25 protein-coding genes are annotated in these 20283 nt (G+C 69.8%); 14 read left to right on the top strand and 11 right to left on the bottom strand.

The features are described from left to right. Nucleotides 1–294: 294 nt before the first annotated feature. Nucleotides 295–1296 (bottom strand): mycothiol synthase, encoded by a 1002-nt coding sequence (gene mshD, locus OG870_RS21695; protein WP_266583454.1) that lies wholly within the window; start codon nucleotides 1294–1296, stop codon nucleotides 295–297. Between the two features lie 158 nt (nucleotides 1297–1454). Between mshD and OG870_RS21690 the strand changes: the two genes are divergently transcribed. Continuing rightward, complete coding sequence (locus OG870_RS21690) at nucleotides 1455–3257, top strand: bifunctional metallophosphatase/5'-nucleotidase (RefSeq protein ID WP_327691297.1); 1803 nt, start codon at nucleotides 1455–1457, stop codon at nucleotides 3255–3257. Between the two features lie 57 nt (nucleotides 3258–3314). Further along, nucleotides 3315–4562 carry an LmeA family phospholipid-binding protein gene (locus tag OG870_RS21685; RefSeq protein ID WP_327691296.1) on the top strand — a complete coding sequence of 416 codons (1248 nt, stop codon included), beginning with the start codon at nucleotides 3315–3317 and terminating at the stop codon, nucleotides 4560–4562. Nucleotides 4563–4728: 166 nt separating this feature from the next. On the opposite strand, the gene OG870_RS21680 is transcribed toward OG870_RS21685, so the two are convergent. Continuing rightward, nucleotides 4729–5466, bottom strand: a complete 738-nt coding sequence (locus OG870_RS21680) for a PH domain-containing protein (RefSeq protein ID WP_266583460.1) — start codon at nucleotides 5464–5466, stop codon at nucleotides 4729–4731. Nucleotides 5467–5662: 196 nt separating this feature from the next. Here OG870_RS21680 and OG870_RS21675 point away from each other — a divergent pair, with 196 nt between their 5' ends. After that, entirely contained in the window at nucleotides 5663–5950 is a 288-nt protein-coding gene (locus tag OG870_RS21675) for a hypothetical protein (RefSeq protein WP_266516989.1), read from the top strand. Beyond that, entirely contained in the window at nucleotides 5947–6345 is a 399-nt protein-coding gene (locus OG870_RS21670; protein WP_266516987.1) for a hypothetical protein, read from the top strand. Before OG870_RS21675 ends, OG870_RS21670 begins: the two co-directional genes overlap by 4 nt. A 75-nt stretch (nucleotides 6346–6420) precedes the next feature. On the opposite strand, the gene OG870_RS21665 is transcribed toward OG870_RS21670, so the two are convergent. Both OG870_RS21665 and OG870_RS21660 read right to left on the bottom strand, forming a co-directional pair. Beyond that, nucleotides 6421–6732: a hypothetical protein gene (locus OG870_RS21665; protein ID WP_327691295.1), complete on the bottom strand. Its 312-nt coding sequence runs from the start codon at nucleotides 6730–6732 to the stop codon at nucleotides 6421–6423. After that, complete coding sequence (locus OG870_RS21660) at nucleotides 6729–7064, bottom strand: hypothetical protein (protein ID WP_266583465.1); 336 nt, start codon at nucleotides 7062–7064, stop codon at nucleotides 6729–6731. The genes OG870_RS21665 and OG870_RS21660 overlap by 4 nt, the downstream gene beginning before the upstream one ends. A gap of 182 nt (nucleotides 7065–7246) precedes the next feature. On the opposite strand from OG870_RS21660, the gene OG870_RS21655 reads away from it, so the two are divergent. From OG870_RS21655 to OG870_RS21645, 3 genes are read left to right on the top strand one after another with little or no spacing between them, the layout of a single operon-like run. Further along, entirely contained in the window at nucleotides 7247–8080 is an 834-nt protein-coding gene (locus OG870_RS21655) for a helix-turn-helix domain-containing protein (RefSeq protein WP_327691294.1), read from the top strand. Next, on the top strand, nucleotides 8077–8298 hold the full coding sequence (locus tag OG870_RS21650; RefSeq protein ID WP_266583467.1) for a DUF397 domain-containing protein: 222 nt from the start codon (nucleotides 8077–8079) through the stop codon (nucleotides 8296–8298). The genes OG870_RS21655 and OG870_RS21650 overlap by 4 nt, the downstream gene beginning before the upstream one ends. 51 nt (nucleotides 8299–8349) lie before the next feature. After that, nucleotides 8350–8571 carry a DUF397 domain-containing protein gene (locus OG870_RS21645; RefSeq protein ID WP_266583469.1) on the top strand — a complete coding sequence of 74 codons (222 nt, stop codon included), beginning with the start codon at nucleotides 8350–8352 and terminating at the stop codon, nucleotides 8569–8571. Here OG870_RS21645 and OG870_RS21640 read toward each other — a convergent pair. From OG870_RS21640 to OG870_RS21615, 6 genes are all read right to left on the bottom strand, one after another. Next, complete coding sequence (locus OG870_RS21640; protein WP_266583470.1) at nucleotides 8568–10022, bottom strand: HAMP domain-containing sensor histidine kinase; 1455 nt, start codon at nucleotides 10020–10022, stop codon at nucleotides 8568–8570. The two genes, OG870_RS21645 and OG870_RS21640, sit on opposite strands and share 4 nt — an antisense overlap. Beyond that, nucleotides 10019–10756, bottom strand: coding sequence for a response regulator transcription factor (locus tag OG870_RS21635; RefSeq protein ID WP_266516974.1), 738 nt, complete (start codon nucleotides 10754–10756; stop codon nucleotides 10019–10021). The genes OG870_RS21640 and OG870_RS21635 overlap by 4 nt, the downstream gene beginning before the upstream one ends. A gap of 154 nt (nucleotides 10757–10910) precedes the next feature. Further along, nucleotides 10911–11123 carry a hypothetical protein gene (locus OG870_RS21630; protein WP_266516972.1) on the bottom strand — a complete coding sequence of 71 codons (213 nt, stop codon included), beginning with the start codon at nucleotides 11121–11123 and terminating at the stop codon, nucleotides 10911–10913. A 42-nt stretch (nucleotides 11124–11165) separates the two neighbouring features. Continuing rightward, entirely contained in the window at nucleotides 11166–12320 is a 1155-nt protein-coding gene (locus tag OG870_RS21625) for a S1C family serine protease (protein WP_266839710.1), read from the bottom strand. A 194-nt stretch (nucleotides 12321–12514) separates the two neighbouring features. Continuing rightward, the gene (locus OG870_RS21620; RefSeq protein WP_266583474.1) at nucleotides 12515–13537 is read right to left on the bottom strand and encodes a LacI family DNA-binding transcriptional regulator; all 1023 of its coding nucleotides are present in this window, start codon (nucleotides 13535–13537) and stop codon (nucleotides 12515–12517) included. Nucleotides 13538–13632: 95 nt separating this feature from the next. Beyond that, nucleotides 13633–14412 (bottom strand): winged helix-turn-helix transcriptional regulator, encoded by a 780-nt coding sequence (locus OG870_RS21615; RefSeq protein ID WP_266516965.1) that lies wholly within the window; start codon nucleotides 14410–14412, stop codon nucleotides 13633–13635. A 171-nt stretch (nucleotides 14413–14583) separates the two neighbouring features. Between OG870_RS21615 and OG870_RS21610 the strand changes: the two genes are divergently transcribed. The 7 genes from OG870_RS21610 to OG870_RS21580 all read left to right on the top strand — a co-directional run bounded on the left by OG870_RS21610 (nucleotide 14584) and on the right by OG870_RS21580 (nucleotide 19830). Next, a complete protein-coding gene (locus OG870_RS21610; protein WP_266583476.1) occupies nucleotides 14584–15447 on the top strand; it encodes an alpha/beta hydrolase in 864 nt (287 codons plus the stop codon). 66 nt (nucleotides 15448–15513) lie between these two features. Beyond that, nucleotides 15514–15768 (top strand): MoaD/ThiS family protein, encoded by a 255-nt coding sequence (locus tag OG870_RS21605; RefSeq protein ID WP_266516953.1) that lies wholly within the window; start codon nucleotides 15514–15516, stop codon nucleotides 15766–15768. Between the two features lie 2 nt (nucleotides 15769–15770). Beyond that, a complete protein-coding gene (locus OG870_RS21600; protein WP_327691293.1) occupies nucleotides 15771–16997 on the top strand; it encodes a hypothetical protein in 1227 nt (408 codons plus the stop codon). A gap of 138 nt (nucleotides 16998–17135) precedes the next feature. Continuing rightward, nucleotides 17136–17882, top strand: coding sequence for an LmeA family phospholipid-binding protein (locus tag OG870_RS21595; RefSeq protein ID WP_327691292.1), 747 nt, complete (start codon nucleotides 17136–17138; stop codon nucleotides 17880–17882). A gap of 398 nt (nucleotides 17883–18280) precedes the next feature. Then, nucleotides 18281–19120, top strand: coding sequence for a sulfurtransferase (locus OG870_RS21590; protein ID WP_266516944.1), 840 nt, complete (start codon nucleotides 18281–18283; stop codon nucleotides 19118–19120). Between the two features lie 87 nt (nucleotides 19121–19207). Beyond that, nucleotides 19208–19495, top strand: a complete 288-nt coding sequence (locus OG870_RS21585; RefSeq protein ID WP_003991226.1) for a DUF1416 domain-containing protein — start codon at nucleotides 19208–19210, stop codon at nucleotides 19493–19495. 74 nt (nucleotides 19496–19569) lie between these two features. Next, nucleotides 19570–19830, top strand: coding sequence for a DUF3099 domain-containing protein (locus OG870_RS21580; RefSeq protein ID WP_266516941.1), 261 nt, complete (start codon nucleotides 19570–19572; stop codon nucleotides 19828–19830). Here OG870_RS21580 and OG870_RS21575 read toward each other — a convergent pair. Then, on the bottom strand, nucleotides 19824–20186 hold the full coding sequence (locus OG870_RS21575; protein WP_266516933.1) for a DsrE family protein: 363 nt from the start codon (nucleotides 20184–20186) through the stop codon (nucleotides 19824–19826). The two genes, OG870_RS21580 and OG870_RS21575, sit on opposite strands and share 7 nt — an antisense overlap. Nucleotides 20187–20283: the final 97 nt, after the last annotated feature.

Here is a 20283-nt window from a genome sequence, read left to right as displayed (position 1 = left end):
GGGGTCGACATAATCCGGCTGGTCTGGCGTGTGGGGACGCGTGTGAGGACGGGGCCTGCACAATCCAGCTGGTCTGGTGTGTGGGGACGGGGTCGGCGCAATCCAGGCGGTCTGGTGTGTGAGGAGAAGGCCGGCACAATCCAGCTGGTCTGGTGTGTGAGGACGAGGCCAGCACAATTCAGCCCGTCCGGCGTTTGAGGACGAGGCCGTAGGCCGACGGGGGTCTGGGGGCGCAGCCCCCAGGGACGCGCACCCCCACCCACCCGCACGACAACCCGCAAAACCGCCGAACGCTCACGTCTCCGTGCGGTACATAAGGTCCGTCTCGTACGTCACGAACCCCAGCCGCTCGTACACAGCAACCGCCGCCTTGTTGTCGGCATCGACATACAGCATCACCGCAGGCAACCCCTGCCCCTCCAAATGCCGCAGCCCGATCGTGGTCAGCGCCTTGCCCAGCCCCCCACCCTGCACACCCGGCCGCACCCCGAGGACGTACACCTCACCCAGTTGCTCGGCCGCATGCACCTTCGTCCAGTGGAAGCCGACGAGTTCGTCCCCGCGGAAGGCGAGGAAGAACCCGGCCGGGTCGAACCAGGGTTCACCCTTGCGGTCGTCGAGGTCGCGCTGGGTGAGGGAGCCCTGCTCGGGATGGTGGGCGAAGGCGGCGGCGTTCACGGCGAGCCAGGCGGCGTCGTCGGCGCCGGGGACGAACGTACGGACCGCGACGCCGGCCGGGAGAACCGGCTCGGGCAGGTTAAGGTCCGTCAACGACCGCCGCATCTGGCGCAGTTCGCGAAAGAGCGTGAGCCCCAGGACCTGCGCGAGATGCCGCGCCGCCGAGTGCCCGCCGTGCGCCCACACCCGCAGCCGCTTGCCGGAGGCGGCGAGCAGCGCGGAGCCCAGCGCCCGCCCGTGCCCGTGCCCGCGGTACACGGGGTGGACGACCAGCTCGGCGGCCGGTGCCTCGACCGGGTCGGTGTCCTCCAGCTGCGCGTAGCCGACGAGTTCGTCCTCGACGCGGAGCAGCAGATGGGACACCCCTTCGCGCTCTCCCGCCCGTCGCCCACCACCGCCCTCGAACGAGTCGCTTCGCGACGCCATGTGATGGCGCAGCTGCAGCCGCCCCTGTTCGGACACCGCCTGCTGGCCGTCCTCCCGGGCGGCGTCGGCGAGCAGGGAGAGCACGGCCTCGGTCTGCTCCGGCGACAGCACGGAGTAGGTCTCGATGGAGCGGTTCCGGCCGGGCCGGGCGCTGTCGCCGCTGGGTACGCCGCTGGTGTCGTCGCTGGTCATGCGTACGAGGGTAAGGGGACCGCCCCGCAAAGTGGGGGTCAAGGGAGGGGTAAACGAAAACCAGGATGTCATCACGGATCCCTTTTCACGCTACGCGCGTTGACCCTAGGCTGCGCCGGACGGAGGACCACTTCCTCAGCCGACCCACAGGGGGGCGCATGCCAGCCACTTCCCAGCCGAACCAGCGCCGCAGACGGACGTACCGTCTCGTGGCCGCAGCCGCCGGACTCGCCACCGCCGGAGCATTCGCCGCCGCGCTGCCGGCGGACGCGCACGAGTCGAAGGGCGGCGGCCACCACCGCCCGAGCCGCTACCAGGACGTACAGCTGCTCTCCTTCAACGACCTGCACGGCAACCTGGAGCCGCCGTCGGGTTCGTCCGGCCGCGTGAGCGAACTGCAGGCCGACGGCACGACGAAGACCATCGACGCGGGCGGTGTCGAGTACCTCGCGACCCATCTGCGCGAGGCCCGCAAGGGCAAGGCGTACTCCGTCACCGCGGCCGGCGGTGACATGGTCGGCGCCTCGCCGCTGATCTCGGGCCTCTTCCACGACGAGCCCACCATCGAGGCGCTGAACAAGCTCGACCTGGACGTCACGAGCGTCGGCAACCACGAGTTCGACGAGGGCGCGAAGGAACTGGCCCGGCTGCAGAACGGCGGCTGCCACCCCAAGGACGGCTGCTACACGGACAAGAAGTTCAGGGGCGCCGACTTCCCGTACCTGGCCGCCAACGTCCTCGACGAGAAGACGAACAAGCCGATCCTCAAGCCCTACTGGGTGTGGAAGAAGAAGGACGTCAAGATCGGCTTCATCGGCGTGACGCTGGAGGACACCCCGGGTGTCGTCTCCGCCGAGGGGGTCAAGGGCCTGAAGTTCAAGGACGAGGTCGAGACGATCAACAAGTACGCCAAGGTGCTGCAGAAGCAGGGCGTGAAGTCGATCGTGGCGCTCATCCACGAGGGCGGCTTCCCCGCCTCGGGGTCGTACAACTACGACTGCGACTCCGCGGGCGCGGGCAGCGGCATCTCCGGCCCGATCGTCGACATCGCCAAGAACATCACGCCGTCGGTGGACGCCCTGGTCACCGGTCACACCCACAACGCGTACGTGTGCACGATCCCCGACCCGGCGGGCAAGCCCCGCATGGTCACCTCGGCCGCGTCGTTCGGCCGGCTCTACACGGACACCACGCTCACGTACGACCGCCTCACCGGTGACATCGCCCGTACGTCGGTGAAGTCGGCGAACCACGTGGTCACCCGGACCGTCGCCAAGGCGCCGGACATGACCCGGCTGATCGACAAGTGGAACACCCTCGCGGCCCCCATCGGCAACCGCGCGATCGGCTACATCTCCGACGACGTCCCGAACACCGGCACCGAGTCCCCGATGGGCGACCTGATCGCCGACGCGCAGCTCGCGTACGGCAAGCAGCTCGACCCGGAGACCGACCTCGCGCTGATGAACCCGGGCGGGGTGCGGGCCGGACTGACCTACGCGGCCAAGGGCGCCGAGGGAGACGGTGTCGTCACCTACGCCGAGGGCTTCACGGTCCAGCCGTTCTCCAACACCGTGAATCTGCAGAACTTCACCGGCGCCCAGATCATCCAGGTGCTCAAGGAGCAGGTGAGCGGTACGAATGCCGCGGCGCCGAAGATCCTGCAGCCGTCGTCGGGGCTGACGTACACGCTGGACCTGACGAAGACCGGCGGGGACCGTGTGGTGACGGACTCCGTCAAGCTCAACGGCGCCGCCATCGACCCGGCCGCCACCTACCGCGTCGCCACCAACAGCTTCCTCGCGGGCGGCGGCGACGGCTTCACGACGCTGGGGCAGGGCACGAACGACCTGGTCGGTACCGATGACCTCGCCGCGCTGCAGCAGTACCTGACGGCCAACTCGTCGGCGACGAACCCGATCGCGCCGCCGGCCGCCAACCGGATCACGATCGTGAGCTAGATCGCAAACCGCGGGTTCGGTTGTGGGTGGGGGGCGTTCGCATGGTCGGATGGAACGATGCGTGCCCCCCACCACATATCGACGCATCCCTATCCAAACCCCTACGAAGAACTGGGCGCCCTGGACGTACAGGCAACGGACGTACAGGCGCCAGTCGTTCAGGCACCGTTCGTTCAGGCACCGGTCGTACCGGAGGAGGCCCAGGACGATGATGACGATGCTGCCTGGGCTCCGCCCAACCACCGCCGAAGCGGCCGCCGCCGGAGGCGCGGCCGCTTCGCCGGACTGCCGCTCGCGCTGAAGGCCGTGGCGGGACTCGTCGTCCTCGCCGCCTTCCTCGGCCTCGCCGACCGCTGGGCGCTGCTGTACGCCGAGCGGCGCGTGGCGGATTCGCTCAAGGACCGAATGCGGCTGAGCGCGGCGCCCGAAGTGGAGATCAGCGGCTTCCCCTTTCTCACCCAACTCGCCGACGGCCGACTGGAGTCGGTGAAGGTGACCGTGCCGGACGTCGCGGCCGACCGGGTCTCCCTGGCCAGGGTGACGGCGACCGCGCACGACGTACGCCTCGACGCCCCCGACGGTCCGACCTCCGTACGGGGCGCGACAGTTCCCCGGCTCGACGGCGACGTACTGCTCTCCTTCGACGACCTGAACCGTGAACTCGGCGCCTCCCAGGTCACGTTCACCGGACACGGCCGCGACCGGGTGCTCGCCCGCGGCACGCTTCCGGTGGCCGGACACGACCTCCGCCTGCGGGCGGACGCCCGTATCAGCCGGGACGGCGACCGCTCCATCGCCACGCGGATCGGCGGAATGCGGCTGGACATCGGGGACCTGGCGACCTACCGGCCCGGCACCGGCGCCTCCGAGGGCCTGCACCTGACCCGCAGCTCCGCCGCGCGCCTGGCGCACGAGACGAGCAAGGCGAAGGCGCTGTTCTCGGTTCCGTCGGTGGTACGGCGGCTCGGCGTGCCCGACTCCGCGGTGCGCGAGGCCCTGCGCTCCGACGCCGAGCTGGCGCGGGTGACCGGCACACCGCGCTTCCTCCACCGGGCCATGCGGCTCAACCTGATCGACCTGGCCCTGGAGCACCCGGCCCTGCTCAAGCGCCTCGGCTTCGACCCGGCCCTGCTGGACGCCCTGCCCCGGCTCACCCGCCCCGTCCTCGCCGACCGCCTGTCCCTGGGCTTCAGCCTGCCCTCGCCGCACCGCGGTGAACTGCGGCTTCGGGACGTACGGGTGGAGAAGGACGGGATCAGGGTGCGGATCCAGGGCTCGGGTCTGGCGGTGGGCCGGTCCCGCTGACGCCGGTCAGAACCGGCGCGGGTCGCTCGCCGTCGGCGGGTGGTTCACCGATTTCGCCGGGAGCGGCAGCTGGGAGTGCTTCGGGCCGTGACGGCGGCCGGTCGCCGCCGTCACGGCTCCTCGCGCTGCCGTTCTCCGCCGGACTGCACCGCGCGCACTCGGCGAGCTACGGCTGCTGTGCGAGCGAGCGCGGGGGACGAGCCGTCCAGTACCGCTGGAGGACGGCGCCTAGGACGCCGAAGGAGGCCAGCGGTACGCACACGAACAGCAGGAACGGGTGCTCCGACCGACCGACGGCGATCTGCCAGAGATCGACCAGGAACATGCCGAACAGCACCGCGAGCGTGCCGTACGCAGCCCAGGTCCACGCCTTGCGCCCCACGGCCCGCCGCAGGATCCCCTCCTCGACCTGGGGACGTCGTTCCCAGGTGAGGCCGCGGTGCGGGGCGGCGGCCAGGCGCAGAGCCGAGACCTCGGCGTACGGGTCGTCCAACTGCCAGTCGTCGAGGTGCGGGAGCCGGACGCGGCGGCCCTCCATGTCGTAGAGATAAGCGAGCCACTGGGGGGCCATCCGGCCCGAGCCGCGCGGGGACGGCTGCACCCGGATGTCGTACACCTCCTGCCAGGCCCAGGTGCGCGACCGTACGGCTCCCCGCACGGTGATGCCGGCGGCCGTGACGCGCGTGTGCGCCCGATACTGCTCCAGCACGATCCGGACCAGGGTCGCCACCATGAGCAGCGCGAGCGCCGCAGATGTCCAGATGCGCAGGCCGTTGTCGTGACCGAGCTGGACGCGGCCGGTCTGGATGAGGCCGTTCAGCATCACCACACCCACCAGGAGCAGATACGCCTGCGGCAGCTTCCGTCGCTTGCGGTACTCGCGCTCCACGCCACTTTCGTCCATCGACGGTTTCCCTCCCCAGGCGCACCGAACAGATGCGCGGCTGGGGAGAGAGTAGGACCGCTCGCTGTGGGCCCTTGCGGCGGGTCAGGAAGCGGTCGGCGTCCGGTCGCCCGCCAAGGTTGCCGGGGCACCACGATCGGATGACGTGGGCGCCGTGACCGAGCCGAAGGTTCTGTGGTGGGGCTATGGTGGCGCTATGGCAGAGACCACGACCATTCAGGTGTCCCGGCAGGCCCGCGACCATCTCGCCCAGGTCGCCAAGGAGCGGGGTACGACGCTGGGTCAGCTCGTCGAGCAGCTGGCGTCCGAGCAGCCGACGGCGGAGCAGATCGCGGAGCGGGTGGCGGCCACCCGCAAGGCGCTGCGTGAACGCATGGGCTGCACGCTCACCGACGAGGAGTTCGACAACGGGCCTGATGTCCTGGCCAACATCTACGCGATGGCTGCGGAGAAGGCGCGGGCGCTCGGCGGGCACGCTGCGTGATCATCCTCGACACGAGTGCGGCTTTCGCACTCGCTCACGGGCATCAGGCGCTGCACCGCTTGGCGGACAACGTTGCGCACACGCCCGGTGACTGGCTGCGTGTTCCGGCGCTTTGCCTCATGAAGGCCGAGGAGAAGGACGCGGGCGTCGGAGCCGATTTGCTCGCGTTGCCGGGAATCCATATCGACCCGCTCGGTCAGACAGCAGCCGTGACGGTGGGCGGAATGGTGCGTGACGGGTGGGGTGGGGCTGACACCTGCCACGTCGTCTACGTGGCCACGCCGCATCTGGAGACCGGCGGCATGTCCATCATCCTGACGGGACGCGAGGACGACTATCCGCCGGGCTTCCTCACCGTCGACATCGACTCCCCTGGAATGCTCGGCTTCCACTGACGCCGGACAACGGAAGTCGATGGCCGGGCGGGACCACCACACAGGTGGTGGTCCCGCCCGGCCATCACCGTGATGTCACCCGCCGTAGCGGTGGACCCGCCGGCCTCGACTGGCCGTGACCCGAAGGATGTCCTCCAGGGACTCGGCCGCCCTGGTGAGTGCGAAGCGCACCGCTCGTTCACCCGCCTTCGGATCGGCGAGTACGGCCCCGGATCCCGTGAGCACCTGTTCCCCGGACTCCAGTTGAGCCGCTTCCACGTCGTCGGCCAGCAGGGACAGCTTGCTGCCGCCCCCGTCGGTGCTGAGGTAACAGGGTTTGCCTTCGGGAGTGGTCCAGGGAAGCAGCCGCAACTGCTCAAGCATGGGGATTTCCTCGGCCGCGCTCATGCGGACACCGCCACTCCGTGAATGCGACGAGGGCCTACGTCGATGCCGTGCACGGCGAGCCAGAGGGCCTGACGGCGCCTGCGCCGGAGGCGGCGTTCGCGGCGCTCGTCGTGGGTGAGGAGGTAGGGGCGTACGAGGTGGGTGTCCTGCTCGAAGGGGCCCACGTCGACGGGGTGGTCGAGTCGTGCGGAGGTGGCCGCGGCAGGAGCGAACGGCCTTTCCCCGCCGAGCGGTTGGGCCGGCCCGGCTCGGTGCCGGCCGTGGGCGGGTAGCAGCGCGTGCACGATTGCGAGCAGTAGCGACTCGCAGAATCCCGCGATACGTTCCCTCATGTCGGCGCTCCTTCGAAGCGTCGGCCACGGCCCCGGGCCGAGCAGCATCGGTCGCGGGGGTTTGTCGTGACGGTGTCCTGACGAGCGGTGGTTACCGTTCGTGTCTCGATCGTCACTGCTCGCGCGTACGCTGCGGAAGAGCGCTGGCGTTGTCTGGGCGCCAGACAACGGCGAGGGGTGACATGAGCGAACTCGTTGACGGGGAACGGGAGTCGAGGCGTGCCGAGCTTGGGCGGACGCTGCATTTCCTGCGGGAGAAGGCGGGCAAGACGCTGGCGCAGTTGTCGGCGGACACGTCGTACGACAAGAGCTATCTCTTCCGCTTGGAGAAAGGGGAGCGGCTCTCGAAGCGGGCGGTCATGGAGGACCTGGACAGCTACTACGAGTCCGGTGACCTTCTCGTTCGCCTGTGGCGGGACGCACGCAGTGAAGTCGTCAAGGACAAGTACAAGGCGTTCATGGACCTGGAGGCGACGGCCCGGGTCATGTGGATGTTCCAGCTGGCGGTGCCTGGGCTGTTGCAGACAGAGGACTACGCCCGCACGGTGTTGTCAGGGTTGTCCAGAGCCCAGACAACGGCTGGCAACAGCGAGGAGATCGAGGAACAGGTGGCCTTGCGCATGGGACGGCAGGAACTGCTGTACCGCGAACCGGTGCCCAGCATCCGCGTGATCCTGGATGAGGGGGCACTTCGGCGGCCTGTGCCCAACGTGAAGGTGTGGGCTGACCAGCTGTCGCGCCTGGTGGACGCGGCCGAACTGCCCTCAGTTGCGCTTCAGGTGCTGCCCCACACAGCAGGCGTGCACGACCTCATGAACAGTCACCTCACGCTGTTGTGGCAGCGAGTTGGTGACCCCGTTGCCTATGTGGAAGGCAACAGCTTCGGCGAGCTGATCGACGACCCGGACAAGGTTTTGTCCTTCCGCTGGTCCTACGATCTGGTCAGGGACGCGGCGCTGACTCCGGAGGAGTCGACGGCGTTCATCAAGCGCCTTCTGGAGGAGTGCAGATCATGAACCGGACTCTAGACCTCGGCACCGCTGTGTGGCGCAAGTCGTCCTACAGCGATGGGGGACAGACGAACTGCGTCGAGGTCGCCGACGGCCACCCCGGCATGGTCCCCGTCCGCGACAGCAAGACCCCGGCGTCCAACCCGCTGCTCTTCTCGGCCGCCTCCTGGTCTGTGTTCGTGGACGGGGTCAAGGGCGAAGGGGCAGGGAGCCTGACCGGCTAAGGCGCCCCCGGCAGCCGTACCGTTCAAACGCCCTCTGGAGGAGCACAGATCATGAACGGGATCCCCGACCTCAGCACAGCCGCCTGGCGTAAGTCGAGCTACAGCGACGGGGGAGACAACAACTGCGTCGAGGTCGCCGACGGCCACCCCGGTATGGTCCCCGTCCGCGACAGCAAGGCCCCGGCGTCCAAGGCGCTGCTCTTCTCGGCCGCGTCCTGGTCCGTGTTCGTGGACGGGGTCAAGGGCGCGGGGGCAGGGAGCCTGACCGGCTAAGGCATCTCCGGCGGAGCCGTGGGCGCCCCCGGCAGCCGTACCGTCGCGACCGTGCCGCCGCCCTGAGCCCGCTCCAGCGCGATCTCACCGCCCGCCTGCTCCACCGTGCGGGCCACGATGGACAGGCCGAGCCCCGATCCCGGCAGGGCGCGCGCACTCGGCGAGCGCCAGAAGCGGTCGAAGACGTAGGGGAGTTCGTCGGCGGGGATGCCGGGGCCGTGGTCCCGGACGGTCAGGATGCCGCTGCCGAGCTCCACCTCGATCGTGCCGCCCTCCGGGCTGAACTTCACCGCGTTGTCGAGGATGTTGACGATCGCCCGCTCCAACGCGGACGGCTCCGCCCGTACGTACCAGGGCTGGAGGTCGGCGTTGATCGTGAGCTCCGGTCCGCGGAGCCGTGCGCGGCGCAGCGCGGCCTCGACGGTGTCCTCCAGCGAGACGACCTGCACGCGCTCGCCCCGCTGCCCCTCCGACCGCGACAGCTCCTGCAAGTCGCCGATCAGGGCGGCCAGTTCGGTCATCTGCGCCTTCACCGACGCGAGGAGTGCCTTGCGGTCGGCCGGGGGGATCGGGCGGCCGGTCTCCTCGCTGCGGGTGAGTAGCTCGATGTTGGTACGGAGGGAGGTCAGCGGGGTGCGGAGTTCGTGGCCGGCGTCGGCGATGAGCTGCTGCTGCAGATCGCGGGAGCTGGCGAGGGAGGACGTCATCGAGTTGAAGGAGCGGGACAGGCGGGCGATCTCGTCCTCGGCGTCCTCCTCCACCGGGATGCGGATGCCCAAGTCCTCGGTACGGGCGACGTGTTCGACGGCCTCGGTAAGCTTGTCGACGGGGCGCAGGCCGGCGCGGGCGACGGCGAGCCCGGCGGCTCCGGCACCGAGGACTCCGACGCCGGAGACGAGGAGGAGGATGAGGGCGAGGTCGTTGAGGGTGTTCTGGGTGTCCTTGAGGGAGATCGCAGCCATGATCGCCACGTCTGGGTAGGCCTCGGGATTGGGCCCAGGGCCCACAGGAATGGCGATGGTCACCACTCGGACGTCGTTCCCCTTGGCGTCCGTGCTGTTGTGGAAGGTGCGCACGCGGGTGGTGGGGTTCGCGGCCGCTTCCTTGTCCGCCGCTGTGACCTTCACGACGCCCTCGGACTCGTTGAGCACGCACGCCCTGCCGTCCGACGTCACCAGTTGCAGGTAGAGGAAGGAGGGGCGTTGGTTGCCGTCCGAATCATCGGTCGACTCGGTGCAGCCGGCGAGGACGGCGGGCACGTCGGCGGGGTTGAGGATCCTGCCGTTGATGCTTGAGAGCCGGTCGTCGACCTCGTCGTACAACTTCCCCTGCACGATGAACCAACAGGTCACCGAAACCGCCGCCACCCCGAACGCCACAGCGGCAGCGACGAGCATCGCCAGCCGCGAGCGAATCGGCAGTGTCTGGAAGCGGCGTAGAACCTTCCTCACTCCGCGCCGCCCTGCCGCAGGACGTACCCCACGCCCCGTACCGTGTGCACGAGCCGAGGCTCGCCCCCCGCCTCCGTCTTGCGGCGCAGGTACATGACGTACACGTCCAGGGAGTTGGAGCTCGGCTCGAAGTCGAAGCCCCAGACCGCCTTCAGGATCTGCTCACGCGTGAGGACCTGGCGCGGGTGGACCATGAACATCTCCAGGAGCGTGAACTCCGTGCGGGTCAGCTCCACCAGCCGCCCGCCCCGCGTCACCTCCCGTGTCGCCAGGTCCATCCGCAGGTCGCCGAAGCTCAGCGCCTCGTCCTCGTGGATCGCCCCGGCGGCCGCTGCCGCCGCATACGAGCTGCGCCGCAGCAGCGCACGGACGCGGGCGAACAGTTCGTCCAGCTCGAAGGGCTTGACCAGGTAGTCGTCGGCCCCCGCGTCCAGCCCCGTCACCCGGTCGCCGACCGTGTCCCGTGCCGTCAGCATCAGGATCGGCGTCGTCGTCCCGGCCCCGCGCATACGGCGCGCGGCGGTCAGGCCGTCCATGCGCGGCATCTGGATGTCGAGGACGACCAGGTCGGGCTGGTACGCGGTCGTCTTCTCCAGGGCGTCGGCGCCGTCCACGGCGACCTCGGTGTCGTATCCCTCGAAGGCGAGGCTGCGCTGGAGCGCTTCGCGCACGGCCGGCTCATCGTCGACGATCAGGATGCGCTGCGGGTCACGGTCGCCATCGGCGGGGCTCATGGGCTTCGGATTCCTCGGGTGCGGTGGGACGGCAAGGGGCTGAAGGTACGTGAACCTGCTTGAAGACGCTGGAACGTGCTGGAACGTGCTGAATGCCTTCAGCCTCGCATGTTTCCCCTCGGGCGCGTACGGAGAGAAGGGCGGCCGGGCGCGATCAGCCGCGCATCGCCGCGATCCGGTTCAGCGGCACCTTGCGGCGGTGCGGACGGGCCGCGGTGGTGCGCAGGCCCATCATCTGGGCCGGGGCGGTCGCCACCAGCTCGGGCGCCCGGGTCACCGGCGCGTGCAGTGCGTACGCCACATCGAGGGCCAGGGCGAGACCGGCCGGATCGATGCCGGCGACGGTGTGGGAAACCTGTTTGATCATGACGTACTCCCTGCTGGTGAGGTGGGAAACACCCGGCTGGGTTCAGCTGTCGCTGCCGCCGGCCCGCAGCGTGGCCAGGTCGGACTTGACGGTGTTGATCGGGATGGCGAAGCCGAGACCGACGCTGCCGGCGTCCGACGAGCCCGAGGACGACTGTGAACTCGCCGAGTACATCGCGGAGTTGATACCGATGATGTTGCCCGCGGCGTCGATCAGAGCGCCGCCGGAGTTGCCCGGGTTGAGGGACGCGTCGGTCTGGATCGCCTTGTACGTCGTCGTCGACGAACCCGTGTCGCCGTTGAACTGCTGGCCGCCGAAGGAGAACGGCCACCGGCCGTCGCCGCCGCCCTGGCCCTGGTCCTGGGACTGGCCCTCGTCGGTCGAGACGGTCACGTCCCGGTTGAGGGAGGAGACGATGCCACTGGTGACGGTCCCGCTCAGGCCCTCGGGGGAGCCGATCGCCACGACGGTGTCGCCGACCTGGACGCCGGAGGAGTTGCCGAGGGTGGCCGCCTTGAGGCCGGAGGCGTTCTCCAGCTTGATCAGGGCGAGGTCCTTCTTGCTGTCGGTGCCGACGACCTTCGCGGTGTAGGTCTTGCCGCCGCTGGTCGTCACCTTGATCGACGTGGCGCCGGAGACGACGTGGTTGTTGGTGACGATCTCGCCACCGCTGGTGATGATCACGCCGGAGCCGGTCGACGAACCGTTGCTCAGCGTCGCGCTGACCTCGACCACGCTCGGGCTGACGGCCGCGGCGATGGTGGCGACGTCACCCTTCTTGCTGGAGGGCACCACATTGGTGCTGGTGCTGCTGCCGGCGGCGACGGTGTCGTTGCCGGTCAGCTCCTGGAAGGCGTACGCGGTGCCGCCGCCGATGGCCGCGGCCACGATCGCCACGGCGGCCAGCAGAGCGAGAGGGCCCCGGGTGCGCTTCTTCGGCGCCGGAGCAGCCGCGGGAGCGGCGGGAGCGGCGGGAGCGGCGGTGAGGAAAGCCGTACCGCCGCCGCCGTAGCCGTCATAGCCGGAACCCTCGGCGGCGACCGGCTGCGCCGGCGGCTGCACCGGCGGCTGCGCCGGCGGCGGCGGCCACTCGGGGTTCACGGGGGAGGAGGCGTGCTGCTGCTGGGGGTACGTGGGCTGCTGCTCGCCCTGGTAGGGGTTCTCGTACTCGCCGCTGCGGCGGATGCTCTCGGTCATGACAATGAGCTTCCCGCGCAACCATGAGAGCTTGCTGAGTGCCCGCTGAGAAGCCCGGCAGAACCTTGTTTGCCCGATATAAAGAACCTTCTCGCAGCTCGGCGAGGCCGTTCAGGCAACTTTCATATGAAGGCACCCGTATGCAGGCACCCGTATGCAGGCACCCGTATGCAGGCACCCGTATGCAGGCACCGTCACGGGCAGCCGCACGACCTCCGCGGTACCAGCCGCGAGGGAAACTGCTTGAGCCGCTCACGCCGGGACCCCGCCACCCGCAGCCCGTCGTCGAGCACCAGGTCCACGGCGGCCCGGGCCATCGCGGAGCGGTCCGAGGCGACCGTGGTCAGGGGCGGGTCGGCCAGCGCCGCCTCCTTGATGTCGTCGAAGCCGGCCACCGCCAGCTCGCCCGGCACGTCGAGTCGCAGTTCGCGGGCGGCCCGCAGCACGCCGATCGCCTGGTCGTCGGTGGAGCAGAAGATCGCGGGCGGGCGCCGGGGCCCGGAGAGGATCTCCAGCGCCACCTTGTAGGCGTCGTAGCGGTTGTACGGGGCTTCGAAGAGCCGGTCCTCGGTCGGGATCCCGGCCTCCTCCATCGCGCGCCGCCAGCCCTCGACGTGGTCGGAGACCGGGTCGCCGACGACCGGGGTCTCGGCGGTGCCGCCCATACAGGCGACGTACTCGTAGCCGTGGTCGATCAGATGGCTGACAGCCTGCCGGGCGCCGTCCAGGTCGTCGATGACGACGGCGACGTCGTCTATGGCCTCGGGCCGCTCGTGCAGCAGGACCACCCGCGCGTCCCAGGCCTCGATCTCGGCGGCGGCGTTGTCGTTGAGCGCGTGGCTGACCAGGATGAGCCCGGACACCCGCATGCCGAGGAAGGCCCGCAGATAGTGGACCTCGCGCTCGCCCACGTAGTCGGAGTTCCCGACCAGCACCATCTTTCCGCGCTCGGAGGCGGCCTGTTCGACCGCGTGCGCCATCTCCCCGAAGAAGGGCTGGCGCGCATCCGGCACGATCAGGCCTATGAGGTCGGTGCGCCGGGACGCCATCGCCTGGGCGACCCGGTCCGGCCGGTACCCCAGTTCCTTGATGGCGGCGAGGACACGCTCGCGCGTGGCCGGGGCGACCGGCCGGGGTCCGTTGTTGATGACGTAACTGACGACGGCGGTCGAAGTCCCCGCCAGTCGCGCCACATCATCCCGAGTCACCTTGGCCACGCGCGGAGTCTACGCGGATATACCGGCTCCGGGCAGGGCGAGAAGGAGCTCGGCCCGGAGCACCCGTGTGGAAGCGATGCCCCCTCAGGCACCCCTTATGCCTCCGCCCGCACCTCGACCTCGTCCAGGGCGGCCGCCCCGTCCGCATCCTCCTGCTTTGACCGGTCCGCCTTGGCCTTGGCCTCCTCGGCGGCCCGGTCGACCTTCTCCGGAGTAACGAATCGATAACCGACGTTCCGGACGGTCCCGATCAGCGACTCGTGCTCGGGTCCGAGCTTGGCGCGCAGCCGTCGTACGTGGACGTCGACCGTGCGGGTGCCGCCGAAGTAGTCGTAGCCCCAGACCTCCTGCAGCAGCTGGGCGCGGGTGAAGACGCGGCCCGGGTGCTGTGCGAGGTACTTGAGGAGCTCGAACTCCTTGAAGGTGAGGTCGAGGACCCGGCCCTTGAGTTTGGCGGAGTACGTGGCCTCGTCGACCGACAGGTCGCCGTTGCGGATCTCCATGGGGGAGTCGTCGTTGACGATCTGCTGCCGGCCCATGGCCAGCCGCAGCCGCGCCTCGACCTCCGCCGGACCGGCGGTGTCGAGCAGCACGTCGTCGATGCCCCAGTCGGCGGTGACGGCCGCGAGGCCGCCCTCGGTGACGACCAGGACGAGTGGACAGCCGGGGCCCGTGGAGCGCAGCAGCTGGCACAGGCTGCGGACCTGGGGCAGGTCGCGGCGGCCGTCGACGAGGATGACGTCGGCGCCCGGGGTGTCGACCAGGGCGGGGCCCTCCGCCGGGGCCACTCGCACGTTGTGCAGGAGCAGGCCGAGGGCGGGGAGCACCTCCGTCGACGGCTGAAGGGCATTGGTCAGGAGCAGCAGAGAACTCATACGTCTGGTTCCTCCTCGGTCCCTGCGAGGACGTTTGGTGGTGCGGTACCGCTCTGCGATCCCGGGGCCCCGTACACCTGCGGTTTCCCGCTTCGTATACAACGCTTCCGAAAGCACAAAAGGACCCGGGGGCGTCGCTGCCCAGGTCCTCTGCCGAGCAGAATAGCCCACATGAGCATCACTCCGGCAGGTCATGTGGCGCGTTCCATCGCTCGTCCGAACTCCGAGACGGTCAGACGCACCCCTTTGCGGACGTTTCTGCACACCGACGACGGGGTGTCGATCGATTCCGTATACGACCCGCCGGCCGCCGTATACGACGCCGCGGCGTCATCCTCCGTTGACCTGGTGTTCGTCATGGCCCACGGCTTCACGGGCGATGTGGACAAGCCGCACGTGCGCCGGGTGGTGGAGGCGTTCGCGCAGTACGGGGCGGTGGTCTCCTTCTCCTTCAGGGGCCACGGGGCGTCCGGCGGGCGGTCCACGGTGGGCGACCGGGAGGTGCTCGATCTGGCGGCCGCGGTGACCTGGGCGCGGGAGCTCGGCCACGCGCGCGTGGCGACCGTCGGCTTCTCCATGGGCGGCTCGGTGGTGCTTCGGCACGCGGCCTTGTACGGGCCGGGGCGCGGGGGGCGCACGGAAGCGTCTACCGACGCCGTGGTCTCGGTGAGTGCACCGGCCCGCTGGTACTACCGGGGCACCGCCCCTATGCGGAAGCTGCACTGGCTGGTAACCCGCCCCGAGGGCCGGCTGGTGGGCCGCTACGGATTCGGTACGAGGATCCACCACCGGGAGTGGGACCCGGTCCCGCTCTCCCCGGCGGAGGCGGCGGCGAGGATCGCGCCCACTCCGCTCCTGATCGTGCACGGCGACCGGGACGGCTACTTCCCGCTCGACCACCCCCGCATGCTGGCCGGGGCCGCCGGTGACCACGGCGATCTCTGGGTGGAGGGCGGCATGGGCCACGCCGAACACGCGGCCACGGACGGGCTGCTGGCGCGCATCGGGGACTGGGCCGTCTCACAGGCGGGCTAGCCTGACGGTGTACACCGCCGATCGACTGCTCATCGACCACTGATCGACCATTGATTGAGGAACCGGATGCCAAAGGTCACGGTGCGCTACTGGGCCGCCGCGAAGGCCGCGGCCGGCGTCGCCGAGGAGCCGTACGACGCGGCCACCCTCGCCGAGGCGCTCGACGCCGTGCGCGAGCGACACCCCGGTGAACTGTCGCGCGTACTGCAGCGATGCTCGTTCCTCATCGACGGTGACCCCGTGGGCACCCGCGGACATGAGACGGTACGGCTGGCCGACGGCGGCACGGTCGAGGTGCTCCCGCCGTTCGCAGGAGGGTGAGGATGACCGATCAGCCGTACGACCCGTACGACCCGTACCACCAGCCGCAGCCGCACGCGCAGCAACAGCCGCAGCAGGCGTATCAGGCTCAGGGATACCAGGGTCAGAGATACCAGGCTCAGGGATACGAGGGTCAGGGATACGAGGGTCAGGGATACGAGGGTTACGACGACCCGTATGCCGCCCAGCAGTACACCCAGCAGTGGCAGGGGCAGACCTGGGAGCCGCAGCCGCAGCCGCAGGCGCCGGTGTCGAGCGCGGAGACGGCCTACATGCAGCAGGCACCCCAGCAGGCACCGCAACAGGGGTACCCGCAGGCGTCTCAGCAGTGGCAGCAACCGCAGGCACCGGCTCCCGCCCCCACCCCCGCACCTGCACCGGCCCCCGCACCGGCCCCCGCGCCGGCCCCCTCCGCCGGGGAATCGCCGGGCGCCGCCTACGGCCCCGCCACCCTCGCGGGCAACGCCCGCATCACGGACGCCCAGCGCGCCCGCCTGGAGGGCCGCTCCCCGATCATCGAGCCGGGCATGCAGCCGGCCGGGCTCACGGCCCTGCTGGGCCTGCTCCTGTCCGGCACGGCCGCTGTCGGCTCGTACGCCCTTCTCGTCCCGCTCGTCGTCCTTCAGGCGGTCACCGCGGCGGGCTGGTTCCGGCTGAACGGCATGTGGCCGGCCCGGCAGGGCATCGCGCTGGCGTTCCTGGGCGCGCTCGCCGCGGACACCGTGCTGATGGTGGCGGGCCGGTCGAACGGCCCGGCGGCGATCCTGGGCACCCTCGGCGTCTGGGTCCTGCTCTCCCTGGTCCTCCAGCTGCGCTCGCACGCGGACCCGGACGAGCGGATGTACGGCCTGATGGCGGGCGTCGCCTCGGCCGCGCTGTCCATCGTCGCGGGCGGGTATCTCGCGGCATCCGCGCACGCCGTCTCGGTCGGCGCCGCGGCGGTCGCGGTGGCGGTCCTGGCCCGCGCGATCCCGCTGCCCACCCCCGCGTCGGTCGTCGCCTCCCTCCTCGCCGCCGCGGGTGCGGGCATCGCCGTCGGCGGAATGACGGGGTTCGGGGCGAAGGGCGCGCTGCTGGGCGCGGGCGCGGCCGGCTGCGCCCTCATCGGCCACCGGGTGGCGAGCTACGACTATCCGTCGAGGTTCGTGCACTTCACGGCGGGTGTCGCCCTGCCGCTGACGGCCGCGGCGCCGGTCGTGTACGTGCTGGGGCGGGCACTGGGTCAGTAGCCGGCCGCGGTCACCCGCTCCTGTCACAGGTGATCGACAATTCCCCGGTCCGTGCCGCCGCAGGGTTAGTCTCGCGCTGGGCGGCCACCCGGTCGCCGGGAACGCTGTCATCGTCCGGCCAGGTGGGGGAAACGCCGTATGCGCGCGCTGCGAATACTTCTGATCGTCGTCGTGATCCTGGGCGGCCTGTTCGCGGTCGTCGACCGGGTCGCGGTCTACTTCGCCGAGGACGAGGCGGCGTCCAAGCTGCAGACCACCGAGAACCTCGCCTCCACCCCCGACGTGTCCATCAAGGGCTTCCCCTTCCTCACCCAGGTCGCCTCCGGTGAGCTGGACGACGTCGAGGTCGGCATCAAGGACTACGAGGCGAACACGGGCACGGGCACCGGCAGCGGCGCCGGCCCGAAGACGATCCGTATCGACGACCTGAAGGCCGATATGAAGGGCGTCACGTTCTCCGGCGACTACAGCTCCGCCACCGCGTCCACTGCGACCGGCACCGCGACCATCGCCTACGACGAACTGCTCAAGGCGGCCAAGTCCCAGCCGACGGACATCTTCAGCGGGGTCACCGCCCAGGTCGTCGGTCTCTCCGACGGCGGCAACGGCAAGATCAAGGTCGACGTCAAGGTCTCGGCGGCCGGCGCCTCGCAGACGTATCCGGTGCTCAGCACGGTGACCGTCGACGGCGACACCGTGAAGGTGCACGCCGACAACCTGCCCAAGCTGGTCATCGAGCTGGCCGACTCCCGCATCCGGTCGATCACCGACTTCCAGCAGACCATCGACCAGCTCCCCGGCGGTGTGAAGCTGGACAGCGTGCAGGCTGCGAAGGACGGTGTGGACATCACGGTGAAGGGTTCGAACGTCAGGCTGGCCGGGTAGGACGACGCTCGGCGGACTCCGGGCGTCCGAAGGGCGAGACGGTTCGTCCGCCCCACAGGTGTGATGGTGTGTACGCAGGCCCGCGAGCCGTGCAAACACGGCCCGGGCCCCTCTCTGGTCTCACATCCCGGACGATCGCATCTCAACATGCGACACGGCGGTGACACGCCCCGCTGTCCGTCCCTACGATCGAGCCCATGAAGCTACAGGCGGATTTCACGAAGCGGCGGGCAGTAGACCTGTGCCGCGTCGCCGCCATGCTCTGTCGCACCTTCTGAGCGGAAGCGTCTGCTTCCGCATTCCCCGCCGCCCTGCCCAGGGCATCCCTGCGCGCCGCCGCCTGCGCGCGCACCCTCACACTCGCACGCCCCGCCGCAACTGCCCGGAGGAGAAAGCGCATGAGCCGCAGCGACGTCCTGGTCGACGCCGACTGGGTCCAGGACAACCTGGACAACGCCGACATCGCGATCGTGGAAGTGGACGAAGACACGTCCGCCTACGAGAAGAACCACATCAAGAACGCGATCCGCATCGACTGGACCAAGGATCTGCAGGACCCGGTCCGCCGCGACTTCATCGACCAGGAGGGCTTCGAGAAGCTCCTGTCGGAGAAGGGCATCGCCAACGACACGCTGGTGGTCCTCTACGGCGGCAACAACAACTGGTTCGCGTCGTACGCCTACTGGTACTTCAAGCTGTACGGCCACGAGAACGTCAAGCTGCTCGACGGTGGCCGCAAGAAGTGGGAGCTGGACGCCCGCGAGCTGGTCGAGGACGTCCCGGTGCGCCCGGCGACCTCCTACACCGCCAAGCCGCAGAACAAGGCCATCCGCGCCTTCCGTGACGACGTGGTGGCGGCCATCGGTTCGCAGAACCTGGTCGACGTGCGCTCGCCCGACGAGTTCTCCGGCAAGCTGCTGGCCCCCGCGCACCTGCCGCAGGAGCAGTCGCAGCGTCCCGGTCACGTCCCGTCCGCGCGTAACATCCCGTGGTCGAAGAACGCCAACGACGACGGCACCTTCAAGTCGGACGACGAGCTCAAGGAGCTCTACGCCGAGGAGCGCGTCGACCTGGCCAAGGACACCATCGCGTACTGCCGTATCGGTGAGCGCTCGGCCCTGACCTGGTTCGTCCTGCACGAGCTGCTCAAGGTCGAGAACGTCAAGAACTACGACGGCTCCTGGACCGAGTACGGCAGCCTCGTCGGCGTTCCGATCGAGCTCGGCGCCAACAAGTAGCACCAGCAGCAAGTCACCGCAGCAAGCGAGCAGACCCGCAAATCCCGACCGGCCTTCCTCCGGTCAGACCTCTCTTGGAGAAAAGACATGTGTGGAGCGAAGGCCGGCGGCCCGGACGCCTCGACGATCAAGCCCGGTGAGACCACGATCCAGGGCCAGGTGACGAAGGACGGCGAGCCCGTGGTCGGCTACGTCCGCCTGCTGGACTCGACCGGCGAGTTCACCGCGGAGGTCCCGACCTCCGCCACCGGACAGTTCCGCTTCTACGCGGCCGAGGGCACCTGGACCGTCCGCGCCCTCGTCCCCGGCGCCACCGCCGACCGCACGGTCGTCGCCCAGCAGGGCGGCCTCGCGGAGGTCGCGATCGCGGTCTGACGCCACCAGCGCGAACGAAGGGCCGTACCTTTCGTCGTACGGCCCTTCGGCGTGTCCGGACCTACCCTGGAGCCATGCTGGCACGCCGCCGTCGCGTCTATTTCGCCATGATGGGCATCTGCATCACGCTGTTCGTCCTGGCCTGGGGAGTCGTGCGCATCTGGTCGGTCCCCGCGGCCGTCGCCATGTGCGTCGTGGCCATGGTCATCCCGCCGGTCGCCGCCATGGTCGCCAACCGGCGGGGCCCCGACGACCGCTGGTGGGACGACCCCTCCGGCGACCCGAAGTCCGACGAGTGGTGGGACGAACTGGACGGCAAGAAACGCCGTCAGTAGACGAGCGCCTGCGTCTCGTCGCCCAGCGCCTCCTGGACGAAGACCTGCGCGCCCGCGATGCGTACGCCCTCGATGACGTCCTTCTCCGTGATGTCCCGCCGGGCCGCGCACTGCGTGCACAGGGTGAGCCGGCCCGCCGTGAGGACCGAGTCGAGCAGATCGGGCAGCGGAGCCGCGTGCGGCAGATCGAACTCGGCGGCGCGACCCGGCAGCGCGAACCACGCGGACTCACCGGTCAGCCACAGCGAGACGTCGACGCCGCTGGCCACGGCCACCGCCGCCACCGTGAACGCCTGCGAGCACCGCTCGGGCGCATCGGCCCCCGCCGTCACCTTGATCACGAGCTTCTTCGCCATGACCGAAGCGTAGTCAACGCCGAGGGCGTACCTCACAAAGAGAGCCCGGCCCCGGCCGCGTAAGCTGGGGCCCGGCCTTCTGTGTACCGCCCACCTC

It is taken from the genome of Streptomyces sp. NBC_00461 (assembly GCF_036013935.1).
In the GTDB taxonomy this organism is placed as follows: domain Bacteria; phylum Actinomycetota; class Actinomycetes; order Streptomycetales; family Streptomycetaceae; genus Streptomyces.
Note: the sequence above shows the minus strand (reverse complement) of the source record. Positions and strands in the feature narration are given on the sequence as shown.